The organism is Sulfitobacter dubius (assembly GCF_900113435.1).
Taxonomy (GTDB): Bacteria; Pseudomonadota; Alphaproteobacteria; order Rhodobacterales; family Rhodobacteraceae; genus Sulfitobacter; species Sulfitobacter dubius.
The window spans coordinates 147,238-163,216 of sequence record NZ_FOPG01000001.1 but is presented as its reverse complement, the minus strand read 5'-3'; the positions used below and the strand labels follow the sequence as shown (position 1 = coordinate 163,216).

Below are 15,979 nucleotides of genomic sequence, written 5' to 3'. Positions count from 1 at the left end.
AAGGCCATAAAGGCGGGGTTGCACTTCCCCTACGGAAGGTTAGGTTGCGCGCGAAGTTCAAGGCGGGCATATCGGTCTGCGCTTGCCGCCTCCTCCTATGGCTGCGGCCATCCCATCCGAAAGGACATCACGTGCTACGTTCAGCGCTCATTCTCGGGTTGCTGGGGCTGGTCGGCCCCTTCGCCATCGACATGTATCTGCCCGCCATGCCCGCCATCGCCGCCAGCTATGGCGCGTCTGAGACGGCGGTTCAGGCAACCATCACCGCCTATTTCATCGCCTTCGGACTGGGTCAGCTTTTCTATGGCCCGTGGGCCGATCAGGCGGGGCGCAAGCTGCCGATCATGGTGGGGCTGGTGCTGTTCTTGATCGCCTCCTTCGGGGCCGCCTTTGCGCCGACGATGACGGCGCTGATCGGCTGGCGGGCGCTGCAAGGGCTCGGCGGTGCGGTGCTGATGGTGGTGCCGCGTGCGATCATCCGCGACCAATATACTGGCACGCAGGCCACGCGGTTGATGGCGATGTTGATGCTGGTGATCTCGATCTCGCCAATGCTGGCCCCTCTGGCTGGCAGCGCAGTGATGGCGCTGGCCGATTGGCGCGCGATTTTCATGACCTTGGCTGTCTTGGCCATTGCCGCTCTGGCCCTCACCGCCTTCGCTCAGCCCGAAACGCTGCCTGTAAAACGCCGCGTGCGGATCAACCCGCGCAACCTTGCACGCGGGGCAAAGGTACTGCTGAGCGATCCGATCTTCATGGGGCTGACCTTTATCGGCGGCTTTGCCATGGGGTCTTTCTTTGTCTTCATCGCCTTCGCGCCCTTCGTCTACACCGGGCAATACGGGCTGGGGCCGACCGGGTTCTCGCTGGCCTTTGCGGTGAACGCTGTCGGCTTCTTTTCGGCCTCGCAACTGGCCGGTTTTCTAGGCGAACGTTGGGGCATGCGCAGCCTCGTGCGGCGCGGGGTGGCGGGCTTCGTCTTCTTTTCCGCCGCGATCTTTATCACCGCGCTGGCGACCGACCCGGGCCTCTATCTGGTGATGGCGGGGCTGTTTTGCGCCAACGCCTGCCTTGGCGTCGTGGTGCCGACGGTCATGGTCGTGGCGCTGGACGATCACGGCGATATCGCGGGGTTGGCCTCGTCATTGGGCGGCACCTTGCAGATGGTAGCGGGTGGCCTTTCCATCGCGCTGGCCGGGCCGTTCTTTGACGGTTCTGTCACACCGATGTTGGGGGCGATCGCAGCCTGCGGCCTGGTAGCGGCGGTGCTTACCTTAGCGCTGCTGCGCCCACGCCCTGTGATTGAACCGACTGCCTGATCCTACCCCGCCGCGGCGATTTCCTGCGCCGCGGCGACCTCGGCCAAAGCGGCCTCTACCAGCTCCGGACCCGCGCCGGGCTTATGCGCCCCCTCCGATAGGATACGCCGCCACTGCCGCGCGCCGGGACGGCCGGCAAAAAGCCCCAGCATATGCCGCGTGACCTGCCCCAAACGCCCGCCGCTGGCCAGATGCGCCTCGATATAGGGCAACATCCCCTGCACCGCCGCCTCTGCACTGCTGTCCGTCTCTTTACCATAGATACGCCGATCGGCACTGGCGAGGATATCGGTCGGCGAATGATAGGCACTGCGCCCGACCATAACGCCGTCTAGCCCAGCGTCGAGAAAGGCCTCGGCCTGTTCCAACGACGTGATGCCGCCATTGACCGAGATATGCAGATTGGGGAACAGCCCCTTCATCTGATGCACCAAATCATAGTCTAGCGGCGGGATATCGCGGTTTTCCTTGGGGCTCAGCCCCTGCAACCACGCCTTACGCGCATGGATCGTGACACGGGTGCAGCCTGCCGCCACAATGCGCGACAGGAATTCTGGCAAGATTTCCGCAGGGTTCTGATCATCCACACCGATGCGGCATTTCACGGTCACCTCGACATCGCAGGCCGCGCGCATGGCATCCACGCAGTCCGCCACCAGCCCCGGCTGCTGCATCAAGACCGCGCCGAACGCACCCGATTGCACCCGGTCTGAAGGGCAGCCGCAATTGAGGTTGATCTCGTCATAACCCACATCCGCCCCCAACCGCGCTGCCTGCGCGAGCTCTGTGGGGTCCGAGCCCCCAAGTTGCAGGGCCACGGGGTGTTCAGATGGATCGTGATCCAACAGATGCAGCGCACCACCGCGCACAAGCGCAGGCGCGGTGACCATCTCAGTATAAAGCAGGGTCTCGCGGCTAAGCAGTCGGTGCAGATAGCGGCAATGGCGGTCGGTCCAATCCATCATGGGAGCCACGCTCAAGCGGGCCGCTCTTTCAACTTTATACGTCAATATCTCAACCTCAACACCGACCAAATCTCATATGGCGCGCTTTGCGTGGTTACCGGAGTGTTCCGGTGCTTCGTCTCTGGATTGCCACCCTGTAGCATATTCACGTTGACAGGCCAGCACCTGTCGGTGATCCTGAACCGACCTACACAGATTTGGCATTCCTCTCGGCGCAAACCGAAATCACGCTCTGTCGATCACAAGGCACGCAGCTAGGCCATCAGACGTGTCTTCAAAGGACAGCGACCCGCCATGCAATTTCGCAATCGCCGCAACAATCGTAAGGCCAAGGCCATAGCCGTCGATCGTGGCCGTATTGGTCCCGCGCTGAAACGGAGCCATGAGAGCCGCCATATCTGCAGCAGAGCTTTCAGAGCCTTCGTCTTCGATGATGATCCTCGCCGTATGGGCGTCAGCTTCGAGCGCGACAATCGCACGACGACCGTATTTCAGCGCGTTCTCAATCAGGTTCGTCACCGCGCGCTCAAGTGAGACGGGCCGCCCGATCACAGTGACATCCCGGTCGGCAGCAAACACGCTTTGCCCCTGTCGCGCGCTAAAGACCGAACGGGCGCTCTGCACGACAATGTCCGACCCTGTGCGGAAGGTCACATCCCTGCCCGTGTCCTGATAATCAGCGACGATGGAATCGATCAGTGAGCCCAGTGAAAGCTTGCGTGGCTTTTCGACGTTCATCTCGACCCGCGTATAGGTCAGCACGCTTTCGATGATCCCCGTCATACTGTCGATATCGGCCTCAAGTTTCTGGCGCAGTTCCGCATCGGGAATAAGCGCGCTGCGCAGGCGCAGGCGTGTTGCGGGGGTGCCAAGGTCATGGCTCACGCCAGAAAGAACGGCGGCGCGGCTCGACAATTGTTGGCGTTCATCTTCAAGAAAGCTGTTTACGGCCGAAACGATGTCCTGCAACTCCTGTGGGCCGGGCAGATCATAGCTCGCCGGGCCGCCGATGCGGCGGCGGCTGCGCAATTGCTCTGCAAACTGCGAAAATTCAGCCGAGAGGTTCAGCACCACGGTGAGGGTCACCCCCATCGCCAGCACGGCCAATAGGACAGCCCACATGCGATTATCAGCCGGGGCTGCGGCGCAGCTAAGCACGGACGCGGCGTCGATCTCAAACCACGGCGCACTGCCCATCTGGGTCAGCACAACCGGATCAGAGCAATAGGACGCCACCAGACGAAAGACCTCTCCGGTCTTCTCCGCCGCGGTTTGATCGGCGCGATTGGGCATCTCGGCCAGCTTGTAGGTAAGATCGGGCGACAGGATCGCCATGGTCAGGGGCGCCCCGGTCTGGCTGTTCGCGCTATCGGCAGAGATCAGGACAATAGTGACACGCGCTGCGAGAGGGGCGTGAGAAATCTGGCGGAAGGCCCCGTGCGCGGCGCGGGCCTGATCCTCAGCGCTGAGGGGGCGGATTTGCACCTCCTCCGCCGGTACGGTGCCGTTTTGTACGGCGTAGTAAAGGTTGATCCCCGCGACATAGGCACGTTCCTGATGTGCCCGCCAGCTTGCGTTAGAATGGCTCCATAGCCACACGGCAATCCCACCGGAAAGAAAGGCCGTGATGACAAGCAAGCTGCCAATCACCCGTAGGCTGCGGCGCTGGATCACCTGTCGTGTTCCATTACATCGACGGCAAAGACATAGCCAACCCCGCGTTCCGTTCTCAGGAATAAGGGGTGTTTCGGGTCGACTTCGATTTTAGCGCGCAGCCGCCCGACCAAAACGTCAATGGCGCGGCCCAGCCCATCGCCCTGCGGTCCTGCCTCGCCTGTTACATCAAGTGCTGCGGCGATCTCTTCACGGGTCAGGGGGATATGCGGATTTGCAAGCAGCACCCGCAAAAGCGCCGTCTCGCGCCGAGACAGCGAAACCTGCACCCCACTGGGCGCGCGCGCCTCATTGTGTTTTGCATCATAGGTCCAGCCTGCGAATGTAAAAGTCTTGGTATTGCGGCGGTGCACCAGCGAAGAGGACCGCCGCGTGCGGTGCAGCACGGCCTTCACCCGTGCGAGCAGCAGTTCAGGGTTGAATGGCTTGGCGATATAGTCATCGGCCCCTACCGCATAGCCTTCCATCCGCTGATGGTCCGCCGACAGGGCCGAGACCATGATGATTGGCACGTCTTGATCCTGCCGCAAGCGCCCACAGATATCGAGCCCGCTTTCATCCCCCAGCATCACGTCGAGCAGGATCAGATCGACCCGCCCACCCTCAAGATGAGCCGCGACCTCTTCCTCCGTTGCGGCGGGCAATGCGATCGTCCCATGCTTGTGCAGAAATTGCGTCATCATTTGCCGCATCTCTATATCATCATCGACCACCAAAATCCGCGGAATTGTCACCCGCTCTCCTCCTCTACCCTCAGCGGGATACCACTGCCTTGTCCCCGTCTGAGCGCCATGATGCAACAAAATCCACGGCTAAGTAACAAGCTGTAACGTGCGCACAGAATAATTGCATGTTGCGCCCGGTTTGCTGTGCCCTGCGCATTGCAAGCTGTGTTTTTCCGCGACAATCTCCTGCCATCCGGTCTGGGAGGGCCGTCATTTCCACGGGAGGAAACATCATGAATACCTATGTAACCGGGGCGGTCTCTGCCCTGTCGATGATTGTCGCGACTTCGGCCCTCGCCGAGCCGACAGCCGAGGTGCTGCACTATTGGACATCTGGCGGCGAAGCGAAATCCGTCGCCGTTTTGCAAAAAGAATTCGCCGACAAAGGCGGCAGCTGGACCGATATGCCGGTGGCTGGCGGCGGCGGTGACGCGGCAATGACCGCTCTGCGCGCCCGAGTGCTGTCAGGCAACGCACCAACGGCCGTCCAACTTAAGGGCCCCGCCATTCAGGAATGGTACGAAGAAGGCGTTCTGGCCGATATTTCTTCGGTCGCCGAGGCGAACGATTGGGAAACTGTGCTGCCCGCCTCCATCGCTGGGCATATGAAATGCGAGGGCACATGGTGTGCTGCGCCGGTCAACGTGCACCGGGTCGACTGGATTTGGGCGAATGCCGAGGTGCTGAACGCCAATGGCATCGAGATGCCCACCACATGGGATGAATTCAACGCCGCCGCCGACAAGCTGCAGGAGGCCGGGATCATCCCCCTCGCGCACGGTGGGCAGGCTTGGCAAGACGCTACGATTTTCGAGGCAGTCGCCCTAGGCATCCTTGGGCCAGACGGCTACCGCAAAGCCTTTGTTGAACTCGACAACGAAACCCTCACGTCGGACGCGATGATCGCGGTGTTCGACCAAATGCGCACCCTGCGCGGCTATGTCGACAGCAACTTCTCTGGCCGCGACTGGAACCTTGCCACGTCCATGGTCATGAACGGAGAGGCCGCTTTCCAGATCATGGGCGACTGGGCCAAGGGTGAATTCATGGCTGCGGGCAAGGTGCCCGGCGAAGACTTCCTCTGCGCTTCTGCACCGGGCGAAGGTTTCCTTTATAACGTCGACAGCTTTGCAATGTTCGACGTGGACGGCGATGATAAAAAGGCTGGCCAAGAACTTCTGGCTGAATTGGTTGTCGGGCAGAACTTTCAAAAGGTGTTCAACCTCAACAAAGGGTCGATCCCTGCCCGCACCGATGTAGCGCTGGATGAATTTGACGATTGCGCCCGTCTGTCCGCCGATGACATGCAAGCCAGTTCTGACAGTGATGCGCTGCTGCCAAGCTATGCCCATGGCATGGCGCTGCGCGGCGCGCAGGCTGGTGCGATCACAGATGTCGTGACTGCACATTTCAACTCGGACATGTCATCTGCCGATGCGGTTCAGATGCTTGCCGACGGTATCGCCAACAGCATGTAACGCCTGCTCCTGCCCCCGCGCATTTGTGGGGGCAGGCCAATTCGGGACATTCACATGATCAAGTGGCTTGAAGAAAACACCCCCAAACTGGTTCTGGCGCCCTCGTTCATCGCCGTTCTGATCTTCGTCTACGGCTTTATCGCTTGGACGGCTTGGGTATCGCTGACGCGCTCGCGGCTGTTGCCGAAATACGAGATCGAAGGTTTCATCCAATACGAACGGCTCTTTGCCTCTCCGCGGTGGGAAACGGCCTTTGGCAATCTCTTTGTATTCGGGACGCTGTTCATCGTGATCGCGATGGTGCTGGGTCTCGCGCTGGCGATCCTGCTGGATCAGAACATCCGCACCGAAGGTGCGATCCGTACGATTTACCTCTACCCCATGGCGCTGTCGATGATCGTGACCGGCACCGCGTGGAAATGGATCCTGAACCCCGGTTTGGGGTTGGAGGCCATGGTGCGCGGCTGGGGGTTTGAGAACTTTACCTTCGACTGGTTGGTTGACCCCGACAAGGCAATTTACACCATCGTACTTGCGGCGATCTGGCAAAGCTCTGGCTTCGTCATGGCGTTATTTCTCGCCGGGCTGCGTTCGGTAGATGGGGAAATCATCAAGGCCGCTCAGGTCGATGGCATCCCGACATGGCGCGTTTATACCGCGATCATCATCCCGGCGATGGCACCGATTTTCCTGTCGGCCTTTATCGTGCTGTCGCACCTTGCAGTCAAAAGCTTTGATCTGGTCATCGCTCTGACCGGCGGAGGCCCGGGCTATGCCACTGATCTGCCCGCCACCTACATGTACGCCATGGCGTTTTCGCGCGGGGATATCGGGCAAGCGGCAAGCTCGGCCATGATTATGATGCTCGTCGTATTCTCTATCGTCGTGCCTTATCTTTATTCTGAATTGAGGTCCAAAGATGGTTGATCTTTCCCTCGCGCAGACCCCGCATCAGGCTGAAGGCCGGACAGGCAGGCTGATCCTGCGGTGGATGCTGTATATCTTGCTGCTGCTTTTTGCGCTGTTCTATTTGCTACCGCTTTTCGTAATGTTGACTACCTCACTGAAAAGCCTTGAGGAAATCCGCACAGGCGATCTGATCGCCCTGCCCCGCGACGTGACCTTCGCCGCATGGCGCACGGCATGGTCAGAGGCCTGCACCGGTATCCAATGCGAAGGGGTGCGGCCGTTTTTCTGGAACTCTGTCCTCATCGCCATTCCGGCAGTGGTGATTTCCACCCTGCTGGGCGCGATGAACGGCTATGTCGTGGCACAATGGAATTTTCGCGGCGCGAACCTGTTCTTCTCACTGATGCTCTTTGGCTGCTTCATCCCTTTTCAGGTGGTGCTTCTGCCGATGGCGCGGGTGCTGGGGCTGATCGGTATGGCAGGCACAATTCCGGGGCTGATCTTTGTCCATGTGATCTATGGGTTGGGTTTCACCACGCTGTTTTTCCGCAACTACTATGTTTCGATCCCGTCAGAACTGACAAAGGCGGCCAAGGTGGATGGCGCAGGGTTTTTCCGCATCTTCTGGTCGATCTTCCTGCCGCTGTCCTTGCCGATCATCGTGGTGACCGTGATCTGGCAATTCACCCAAATTTGGAACGACTTCCTCTTTGGCGTCTCATTCAGTCAGGCCGGTACGCAGCCGGTGACCGTGGCGCTAAACAATATCGTCAATTCGACCACCGGCATCAAAGCCTACAACGTCGACATGGCCGCCGCGATCATCGCCGGACTGCCGACACTTCTCGTCTATGTGATTGCCGGGAAATACTTTGTCCGCGGCCTGACCGCCGGTTCCGTGAAAGGATAAATCAATGGCCCCGATCCTCGAAATCAACAATCTGTTCAAAAGCTATGGCACGGTTGAGATCCTCAAGGACATCAATGTGGCGATTGAACAGGGGGATTTTCTTGTGCTGGTCGGCCCTTCGGGCTGTGGCAAGTCGACCCTGCTCAACTGTATTGCTGGGCTGGAGCCGATCAGCGGCGGCGAGGTCCGCATCGGTGGGCGCGACATGACCAGCGTCAGTCCCAAAGACCGCGACATCGCGATGGTGTTCCAATCCTACGCGCTTTACCCGACGATGACCGTCGCAAAAAACATCACTTTCGGCATGAAGGTGCGCGGCGTTGATCAGGTCACGCAGGCCGAAAAGCTCGCCCATGTGGCGCAGCAATTGCAGATCGAACCACTGCTTAACCGTAAACCCGGCCATCTCTCGGGTGGCCAGCGCCAGCGCGTCGCCATGGGCCGTGCCTTGGTGCGCGACCCCAAGCTGTTCCTCTTTGATGAGCCGCTTTCCAACCTCGATGCCAAGTTACGGGTCGAGATGCGGACCGAGATCAAATCCCTACACCAGCGGCTTGGTGCGTCGATGGTCTATGTGACGCACGACCAGATCGAAGCGATGACGCTGGCCACCAAAATCGTCGTCATGAAGGGCGGTGTCATTCAGCAGATCGGCACGCCTGCAGAGATCTACAACCATCCGGCGAACCTATTCGTCGCAGATTTCATGGGCAGCCCGGCGATGAACCTGATCCCGGCAAAGGCACGGTCCGGTAGCGCCGGAACAACAATCGAAATCGCGCGCAAATCGGGCGGGTCAATGGTTTTGACCGACCGCAAAAACCTCAGCCTGCCAGAGGATGTGATTATCGGTGTCCGCCCCGAAAACATCGCCGATGCAAACGCGCATTCCGGCCCGGATTCGCAAGAGGCCGATTGCGTCATCGACATCGTAGAGCCTGCGGGCGCAGACACCTATGCGGTCATGGAGTTGGGCGGCAAACATGTCACCGCGCGGCTGCACGCGGAAACCACCGCTGCGCCGGGCATAAAGCAGCGATTGGCCTTTGATCTGGGTAAAGTCTCGTATTTTGCGCCCGATACGGGGCTGCGTCTGAACTAAGGCTTTTCGGTTTAGCGGCCCTGCCCCGTTCTGCTTTCAGCCGGACGGGGCGAAACCGCCCAATAACCCGGTCATACGCGAATGACTTCGCAGCCATGCCGCGCACAACTTTCCATAACAGGCGGCGAAAACCTTGCGCCTGTCACCACGATATCAACGTCCCAGAGGTGGCCCATCTGAAATGCCAAATCTAATCGGTTCTTGGTGCTGTCCATCACCAGAATGCTCTTTTTGCCGCAGCTCGCGATGGCCTTGCGTGCGCTCATTTCGTCAGCGTTATAGTCCATCACCATGCCCTCTTCGGACAGACCCCCGCAGCTAAAAACCGCGTAATCGACGCGGTACTTTGCAAAGAATTCAAGCGCAGGCGTGCCGATCATATCCAGATCGCGCATTCTTACGGTTCCGCCTGCCAGTTCAACGGCAACGCCGGGGGCTTGTTGCAGGGCGCAGACGGCGTGGATGCTATTGGATGCGACGAAAAGGTCATTGTGCGAAGCCAGAAACCGGGCGCAGGTTTCCACTGTTGTGCCGGTCCCCAACGCCACCCGTGCGCCATCTGGAATCAGACTTTTGACCACCAAAGCGATGCGCTGCTTTTCCTGTCGCGCGATGCTTTCGCGAGGCAGATAGCCGATGTTCTCACTCTGCTGCCGCAGCCGCGCATTGCCGTTGCGGCGCTGGACAAGCCCCGCTTCATCAAGATCGCGCAGGTCCGCTCGTATGGTTTGCACCGAAACGGCAAGCTCGGACGAAAGCTCGATCGCCGACAGAGTCTCGCTCTTAGACAGGAGCGCGATAATCTCATCTCTTCGCTGGGTTACTTCCCGTCGCACGGTCATTTCCTTTGAAAAATTCTCAAACTTTCCGGCAGGTTAGGAAAAGTTTTTGAATCTCGCAATATAAATAAAAGTTTCAACTAACTGTTACAAAACCGTCAAACTTCTCAGGGATAAGGCTCATGTGAACTGCTTTCGTTCGAAAGTTAAAACCCTAGGAGCATCCCATGAAGTCCTTCGTCACATCCACCGCTTTCGCGCTTTTGGCCAGCACGGCCATGGCCGATACGATCACTCTTTATACCTCGCAACCCAATGCCGATGCGCAGCGGACCGTTGATGCCTTTATGGCTGCCAACCCCGGCACCGAAGTTGATTGGGTCCGCGATGGTACAACCAAATTGATGGCCCGCCTGCGTGCCGAGATTGAGGCAGGCAACCCGCAGCCCGATGTCCTGCTGATCGCCGATACTGTGACGCTGGAAGGCATGGCACAGGAAGGTCTTTTGACCGCCTACCAATCGCCCGAAGCCGGTGACTATGACGCGGCGTTGCATTCTGCCGAAGGCTATTACCATTCGACCAAATTGATCACCACCGGGGTCGTCTACAACACAGGAGTCGAGACCGCGCCGACCTCTTGGAAAGACCTGTCAGACGCTTCCATCAAAGGGCAAATCGCAATGCCCTCGCCACTTTATTCCGGTGCCGCGCTGATCCACCTTGCCACGCTGACCGGCGATGAGACTTTGGGCTGGGAGTATTACGAAAACCTCGCCGCGAATGAGGCCCGCGCTCAGGGCGGCAACGGCGGCACTTTCAAGGCCGTGGCTTCGGGTGAAAAGCCATATGGCATGGTCGTCGACTTCCTCGCGATCCGCAACAAAGCCGATGGCTCCCCGGTTGATTTCGTCTTCCCTGAAGAAGGTGTTTCCTATGTGACCGAACCTGTGGCGATCATGTCTTCCGCCAAGAACGTCGAAGGCGCAGAGAAATTCGTCGACTTTCTGCTCAGCATTGAAGGCCAAGAACTGGTTCTGGACATGGGTTATATCCCTGCCCGTGACGGTATGGGCGTCCCCGAAGGGTTCCCCGCCCGCGAAGACATCAAGCTTATGGCCTTTGACCCTGCCGAGGCCCTTGCAAATGCCGAAGCCAACAAAGCCAAATTCGCAGAGCTTTTCGGCGCTGAATGATGAGTGTCGCACAACAAAATGGAGGCAGCCGGTCCGAGGCCCGGCTGCTCTCTGCCATTTTGATCGTCGCGATTTGCCTGACGCTCGCCCCGGTTCTGCGCCTGTTTGTCGAAGGCGTCACCGATCAGGGCAGGCCCAGCCTGACCCTTATGCGCGATGTGCTGGCACAACCCTCTACTTTGAGCGCGTTGAAACATTCACTGGTCACGGCGGGCTTTGGCACCTTGGTATCGCTGGTGCTTGGCGCGGCCTTTGCCTTTCTGGTGGCACTGACAGACCTACGGGCCAAGGCGGCTTTGGTCTTTTGTTTGATGATCCCGATGATGATCCCGCCGCAGATCACCGCGCTGTCCTGGACCCAGATTATGGGGCCGTCGTCGGTCTTACTAAAAACGCTAGGCATTGCCCCCCCGCTTGGCGCGCCGCAGCCACTTTATTCGCCGCAAGGGATCATCTTCCTTTTGGGAATCCAACATATGTCGATCATCTTCCTGACCCTGCGCGCGGGTCTGCGGTCTATCCCCCAAGACGTGGTTGAGGCCGCCCGCATCAGCGGTGCCAAAGGGCTGCGTACATGGTGGCAGGTCGTGATGCCCCTGACCTTGCCCAGTTTGGCGGCGGGCACGGCGATTACCTTTGTGACTGCACTTGGCAACTTTGGCATTCCCGCGATGCTGGGCATTCCCGCAGACTATGCGACGCTGCCGACGCTGGTCTATCAAAAGCTGGCTGGCATGGGGACAACCGTCTTGGCCGAGGTTTCGGTTCTGGCGATGCTGATCGGGGCGGTCGCCGTGGCGGGCATCTTGTTGCAGCGCCTATGCCAGTCTCGTCAGAGATTGCATCTTGTGGGCAGCACCTCCCGCCCGCTGGCCCTGCCCTTGGGCGCGGCCCGCCTACCGGTTGAGATACTTCTATGGGCCGTGGTCTTTGCCATCCTCGTCCTGCCGATGTTCGGCCTATTGGCGACATCATTGGTGCCTGCCTATGGGGTGACCCTGCGCTTTGACACCGTGACGCTTGCATCTTGGTATGAGGTTCTCTTTCGCCAACCCGTTACTTCGCGGGCCTTTGCTAATTCCTTTGGTCTGGCGGCGGGGGCCTCTGCCGTTTTGGTGATGATCTGCCTGCCCCTAGCGTGGCTGATGGAGCGGCGCAAAACGCGACTTGCGCGGCTTTTCGACAGCCTGCTTGATCTGCCCTACGCGCTGCCGGGTGTTGTCCTGTCGATTGCGATGATCTTGCTGCTGATCAAGCTGCCTTTCACCGAGGCCACGCTCTACGGCACCATCTGGATCATTTTTCTGGCCTATCTCGCGCGGTTCTTCGCGGTGATGTTCCGCCCAGTTCAGGCAAGCCTGAAGCAGTTCGATCCTGCTATGGATGAGGCCGCGCAATCGGTTGGTGCCTCACTCTACCGGCGGCTGCGCGATGTGATCTTTCCGCTTTCGGCCCCGGCGGCGGCGGCGGGGGCGATCCTCGTGTTTCTTACCGCGTTTAACGAACTCACGGTTTCCGCGCTCTTGTGGTCTTCGGGTACCGAGACATTGGGCGTGGTGATTTTCAACCTCGATGACAGTGGCGAAACCGGCATGGCCAGCGCCTTGGCGATGACCATCGTCTTTGTGGTCATCGTCCTCATGGCGCTGATCCAACTGTTTTCCCGTCGCTTTCCCAAAGGAGTTGTCCCATGGCAGACATAGACCTGTCCTCGGTCGGCAAGACATTCGCAGGCACCCCTGCGCTACAAGACATCACAACCCGGTTCGACGATGGCGAATTTATCGCGCTTTTGGGGCCGTCGGGCTGTGGCAAGACCACCCTTCTGCGCATTTTGGCGGGGTTCGAGACCCCCACCAGCGGCCAAATCCGCATCGGCGCCCGCGAAATGGCCAATGCTCAAACAGGGGTGAGCCTGCCCCCCGAAGAGCGCAACATCGGCTTTGTGTTTCAATCCTACGCACTCTGGCCGCATATGTCGGTGTGGCGCAACGTGTCCTACCCGCTTGAGATCCGCAGGTTCTCCAAATCCGAGATTGCCAGACAAACCGATGCGGCGCTCGCCTCCACGGGGCTTGAGGCCTACGCCGATCGCATGCCCTCTGACCTTTCGGGCGGACAGCGGCAGCGGGTGGCCTTGGCACGCTGTCTGGTCTCTGATCCCTGCGCGGTGCTGCTGGATGAACCCTTGGCCAACCTTGATGTGGCGCTGCGGGCCACGATGCAGGGCGTCTTTACCGATTTCCACAAGCGCACCGGGGCCACGATGGTCTATGTCACCCATGACCAAGCCGAAGCCATGGCGATGGCCGACCGGATCGCGGTGATGGATCAGGGCCGTATTCAGCAGTTCGACACGCCGCAAACCCTCTATGAACGGCCCAAAAACCGCTTTGTTGCCGAATTTGTCGGGCGCGGGACCGTGGTGCCCGTGCAAGAGGTCACGCAGGCCGGAGGGGCGAGGCAGGCGCGGATACTGGGGGCCGAAGTTGCGGTGCAATCGGCACGCGCCGAGAAGCAAGTCAGCCATGTCTGCTTGCGCCCCGAAAACCTGACCATTTCTGAGAGTGGCGATCTGCGCAGCAAGGTCGCGCGGGTCACCTATATGGGCGGCAAATACCTGTTGGAAACAGTCACCGACTGCGGCGCGCGCCTGTTTGCAGAAACCCGCGCCCGCTTTGACGTTGGCGCACAATTGGGCCTGACAATCACCACCCCTTGGGCCTTTTCAGAGGATTAAATGCAAAGCATACGACTACTTTCCGGCATCGGGGACAAAGGCCCTGCGTGCATGCAATTGACCGTGGATGATCGGATCTGGCTGCTTGATTGCGGTTTTGGCCCCGAAGCCAATGCGCATTTCGATCCTGCATGGCTCGAAGGGGCCGAGGCGGTGTTCATCACCCACGATCACATCGATCACATCGGCGGCGCGTCTCATGCGGTTGAGGCGGGCTTGCCGATCTATGCCACGGCACAAACGGCCAAAGCCTTGCCCCCTGCGGCCAATGTGCATCTGCTGCCCGAACAGGGGCAGACGGCGATCAATGGCGTCACCCTGACCACCGGGCGCAACGGCCATGCAATGGGCGGCGTCTGGTTCCACTTTGATCTGGGCGAAGGGCTGTTTTATTCTGGCGACTGGTCAGAGGAATCCGATTGGTTCACCTTTGATGTGCCACCCCCTGCGGCGACCGCGATTTTGGACTGTTCTTATCACCTTGATGACGTACCACAATCGGATCGGTTCGAGGCGTTGAATGCCCTGTTGGATAGAGTCGAGGGTCAGGTACTTTTGCCCGTCCCCCCCTCTGGCCGCGCGGGCGAAATGGCGCTGCATCTGGTGCGGCGCTACGGCTGTGAAAGCGTGATGCTGGACCCTGAATGCCAAGACACGCTGCGCGGAGCACTCAGCAGCGGTGCCGTGAGCGCCGACGCCCATCTGATCGCCCCGCTGCTGGACCGCGGCCCGATGGAGCAGGCACGGTTTCTGATCTGCGACACCCCTAATGCCGACGGCGGTGCTGCTTGGGGCTATGTACGGGCATGGCACGAAAGCGGGCGTCTGGGGCGCGACGCGCATGTCGTGTTCACCGGCCACATGACAGCCCATGCGCGGGGTATTTGCAGCGTGCCGGGCGGATATTTCCAGCGTTGGAACGTCCACCCGCCGCTGCGCGATCAAATCAAAATGCTTAACCGTCTAGGTGCCAAACGCTTTGCCCCCGCGTTCTGCACCCAGCCCGAAGATTACCTGATTGAAGGGCTCGATGCTGAGGTGTTCTTTCACGACCGGGTGCGCCTATGACCGCCACGACTTTACCATCCCGCAGCTTTTGCCTGATCCGCCACGGCGAGACGACGGCAAACGCAGACGAGATCATCGCCGGGGTAACGGATGTGCCGCTCACCCAGTTGGGCCGCGATCAGGCGCACACCCTGTCACACAGGACATGGCCGGAATCGATAGCGATCTTCGCCAGCCCGATGTCACGCGCCCAGCACAGCGCAGAACTCGCCTTTCCGGGCCGAGCGGTTAAGCTAAACGACGGTTTGCGCGAGCGTGACTGGGGGGTGTTCGAAGGGCAGCCCTTGAGCGAGCAACCCGTCAGAGAAGACACGCCAGACCAAGGCGAAAGCTGGCCCGACATGCTGATGCGCGTGCACACAACGATCCTAGAGATTTGCGCGGCGTCTCCGGCGGCATTGCCTGTTTTGGTCTGCCACTCCGGCATCATCCGCGCCGCGCGCGTGCTCTGGACAACAGGCGATGTGGGCCAACGCCCCCCCAACGCAATACCGCTTTTGTTTGAAAAAACAGGCGAACAAATGATGGAGAAGACCCTATGACCCAAGCAGCAGAAGCGACCCCATGTGTGGTTTTCGATGTCGATGGCACCCTTGCCGAGTTCGACGCAGAGCGGCTGGGCCATCTTGTTCATGGCGTCGAAAAGCACTGGGATGACTTTCACCTTGCAATGGCAGATGCTGCACTGATTGGCCCGGTCGCAAAATTGATGCGCCGGTTGAAAGAAAGCGGTGAGACCATTCTGATTTGCTCTGGCCGACCAAAGGGTTGGGCTGACCATACAATCGCATGGCTGCGCAAACATGACCTGCCCTTCGACGGCATATACCTCCGCGCCGAAGATCAAGACGAAGCCACCGACCCCGAAGTAAAGCGCCGCGCATTAAAAGAGATGAACGCGGACGGTTTCAAGCCTTGGCTGGTAATCGACGACCGGAGCTCTGTGGTCGACGCATGGCGCGGCGAAGGGCTGGTGTGCCTACAATGTGCGCCGGGGGACTTTTGAAAGGGTGAGAAGATGGGACCTTTTGCACAATGTTTAGGTCCCCCCTTCTGTCTCCTCCCACGCATGGTTCGTTCTATCGGTTCGTCTAAGAGGGTTCCGCGATCGAAA

General features: G+C 59.5%; 15 protein-coding genes. 11 read left to right on the top strand and 4 right to left on the bottom strand.

Annotated features, from left to right (window positions below):
- The first annotated feature begins 131 nt into the window (after positions 1 to 131).
- The gene (locus BM229_RS00770; RefSeq protein ID WP_093925810.1) at positions 132 to 1,319 is read left to right on the top strand and encodes a multidrug effflux MFS transporter; all 1,188 of its coding nucleotides are present in this window, start codon (positions 132 to 134) and stop codon (positions 1,317 to 1,319) included.
- Between the two features lie 2 nt (positions 1,320 to 1,321).
- On the opposite strand, the gene dusA is transcribed toward BM229_RS00770, so the two are convergent.
- The 3 genes from dusA to BM229_RS00755 all read right to left on the bottom strand — a co-directional run bounded on the left by dusA (position 1,322) and on the right by BM229_RS00755 (position 4,692).
- Positions 1,322 to 2,329 (bottom strand): tRNA dihydrouridine(20/20a) synthase DusA, encoded by a 1,008-nt coding sequence (dusA, locus tag BM229_RS00765; RefSeq protein WP_093927164.1) that lies wholly within the window; start codon positions 2,327 to 2,329, stop codon positions 1,322 to 1,324.
- Positions 2,330 to 2,509: 180 nt separating this feature from the next.
- Positions 2,510 to 3,958 carry a sensor histidine kinase gene (locus tag BM229_RS00760; protein ID WP_093925809.1) on the bottom strand — a complete coding sequence of 483 codons (1,449 nt, stop codon included), beginning with the start codon at positions 3,956 to 3,958 and terminating at the stop codon, positions 2,510 to 2,512.
- Positions 3,955 to 4,692, bottom strand: coding sequence for a response regulator (locus BM229_RS00755; RefSeq protein WP_093925808.1), 738 nt, complete (start codon positions 4,690 to 4,692; stop codon positions 3,955 to 3,957). Before BM229_RS00755 ends, BM229_RS00760 begins: the two co-directional genes overlap by 4 nt.
- Positions 4,693 to 4,916: 224 nt before the next feature.
- Between BM229_RS00755 and BM229_RS00750 the strand changes: the two genes are divergently transcribed.
- Genes BM229_RS00750 through BM229_RS00735 form a run of 4 tightly spaced genes read left to right on the top strand, consistent with a single transcriptional unit; the run spans position 4,917 to position 9,082 of the window.
- Positions 4,917 to 6,161, top strand: a complete 1,245-nt coding sequence (locus BM229_RS00750) for an ABC transporter substrate-binding protein (protein WP_093925807.1) — start codon at positions 4,917 to 4,919, stop codon at positions 6,159 to 6,161.
- Positions 6,162 to 6,215: 54 nt separating this feature from the next.
- Positions 6,216 to 7,088, top strand: coding sequence for a carbohydrate ABC transporter permease (locus BM229_RS00745; RefSeq protein ID WP_093925806.1), 873 nt, complete (start codon positions 6,216 to 6,218; stop codon positions 7,086 to 7,088).
- Positions 7,081 to 7,980 (top strand): carbohydrate ABC transporter permease, encoded by a 900-nt coding sequence (locus tag BM229_RS00740; protein ID WP_093925805.1) that lies wholly within the window; start codon positions 7,081 to 7,083, stop codon positions 7,978 to 7,980. The genes BM229_RS00745 and BM229_RS00740 overlap by 8 nt, the downstream gene beginning before the upstream one ends.
- A gap of 4 nt (positions 7,981 to 7,984) precedes the next feature.
- On the top strand, positions 7,985 to 9,082 hold the full coding sequence (locus tag BM229_RS00735; protein WP_093925804.1) for an ABC transporter ATP-binding protein: 1,098 nt from the start codon (positions 7,985 to 7,987) through the stop codon (positions 9,080 to 9,082).
- A gap of 71 nt (positions 9,083 to 9,153) precedes the next feature.
- Here the strand turns inward: BM229_RS00735 and BM229_RS00730 are convergent, their stop codons facing one another.
- Positions 9,154 to 9,924, bottom strand: coding sequence for a DeoR/GlpR family DNA-binding transcription regulator (locus BM229_RS00730; RefSeq protein ID WP_093925803.1), 771 nt, complete (start codon positions 9,922 to 9,924; stop codon positions 9,154 to 9,156).
- A gap of 164 nt (positions 9,925 to 10,088) precedes the next feature.
- Here BM229_RS00730 and BM229_RS00725 point away from each other — a divergent pair, with 164 nt between their 5' ends.
- The 6 genes from BM229_RS00725 to BM229_RS00700 are packed head-to-tail and all read left to right on the top strand — an operon-like array spanning position 10,089 to position 15,871.
- Entirely contained in the window at positions 10,089 to 11,057 is a 969-nt protein-coding gene (locus BM229_RS00725; RefSeq protein WP_093925802.1) for an ABC transporter substrate-binding protein, read from the top strand.
- Positions 11,057 to 12,760 carry an ABC transporter permease gene (locus tag BM229_RS00720; RefSeq protein WP_093925801.1) on the top strand — a complete coding sequence of 568 codons (1,704 nt, stop codon included), beginning with the start codon at positions 11,057 to 11,059 and terminating at the stop codon, positions 12,758 to 12,760. Before BM229_RS00725 ends, BM229_RS00720 begins: the two co-directional genes overlap by 1 nt.
- On the top strand, positions 12,748 to 13,797 hold the full coding sequence (locus BM229_RS00715; protein WP_093925800.1) for an ABC transporter ATP-binding protein: 1,050 nt from the start codon (positions 12,748 to 12,750) through the stop codon (positions 13,795 to 13,797). The genes BM229_RS00720 and BM229_RS00715 overlap by 13 nt, the downstream gene beginning before the upstream one ends.
- A gap of 51 nt (positions 13,798 to 13,848) precedes the next feature.
- Positions 13,849 to 14,865 carry an MBL fold metallo-hydrolase gene (locus tag BM229_RS00710; protein ID WP_093925799.1) on the top strand — a complete coding sequence of 339 codons (1,017 nt, stop codon included), beginning with the start codon at positions 13,849 to 13,851 and terminating at the stop codon, positions 14,863 to 14,865.
- Positions 14,862 to 15,407: a histidine phosphatase family protein gene (locus BM229_RS00705; RefSeq protein ID WP_093925798.1), complete on the top strand. Its 546-nt coding sequence runs from the start codon at positions 14,862 to 14,864 to the stop codon at positions 15,405 to 15,407. Before BM229_RS00710 ends, BM229_RS00705 begins: the two co-directional genes overlap by 4 nt.
- Positions 15,404 to 15,871, top strand: coding sequence for a phosphatase domain-containing protein (locus BM229_RS00700; protein ID WP_093925797.1), 468 nt, complete (start codon positions 15,404 to 15,406; stop codon positions 15,869 to 15,871). Before BM229_RS00705 ends, BM229_RS00700 begins: the two co-directional genes overlap by 4 nt.
- Positions 15,872 to 15,979: the final 108 nt, after the last annotated feature.

Coding starts and splice junctions, on each gene's coding strand:
- BM229_RS00750 (WP_093925807.1), top strand. CDS start 4,917: ATGAATACCTATGTAACCGGGGCGGTCTCTGCCCTGTCGATGATTGTC.
- BM229_RS00745 (WP_093925806.1), top strand. CDS start 6,216: ATGATCAAGTGGCTTGAAGAAAACACCCCCAAACTGGTTCTGGCGCCC.
- BM229_RS00740 (WP_093925805.1), top strand. CDS start 7,081: ATGGTTGATCTTTCCCTCGCGCAGACCCCGCATCAGGCTGAAGGCCGG.
- BM229_RS00735 (WP_093925804.1), top strand. CDS start 7,985: ATGGCCCCGATCCTCGAAATCAACAATCTGTTCAAAAGCTATGGCACG.
- BM229_RS00730 (WP_093925803.1), bottom strand. CDS start 9,924: ATGACCGTGCGACGGGAAGTAACCCAGCGAAGAGATGAGATTATCGCG.
- BM229_RS00725 (WP_093925802.1), top strand. CDS start 10,089: ATGAAGTCCTTCGTCACATCCACCGCTTTCGCGCTTTTGGCCAGCACG.
- BM229_RS00720 (WP_093925801.1), top strand. CDS start 11,057: ATGAGTGTCGCACAACAAAATGGAGGCAGCCGGTCCGAGGCCCGGCTG.
- BM229_RS00715 (WP_093925800.1), top strand. CDS start 12,748: ATGGCAGACATAGACCTGTCCTCGGTCGGCAAGACATTCGCAGGCACC.
- BM229_RS00710 (WP_093925799.1), top strand. CDS start 13,849: ATGCAATTGACCGTGGATGATCGGATCTGGCTGCTTGATTGCGGTTTT.
- BM229_RS00705 (WP_093925798.1), top strand. CDS start 14,862: ATGACCGCCACGACTTTACCATCCCGCAGCTTTTGCCTGATCCGCCAC.
- BM229_RS00700 (WP_093925797.1), top strand. CDS start 15,404: ATGACCCAAGCAGCAGAAGCGACCCCATGTGTGGTTTTCGATGTCGAT.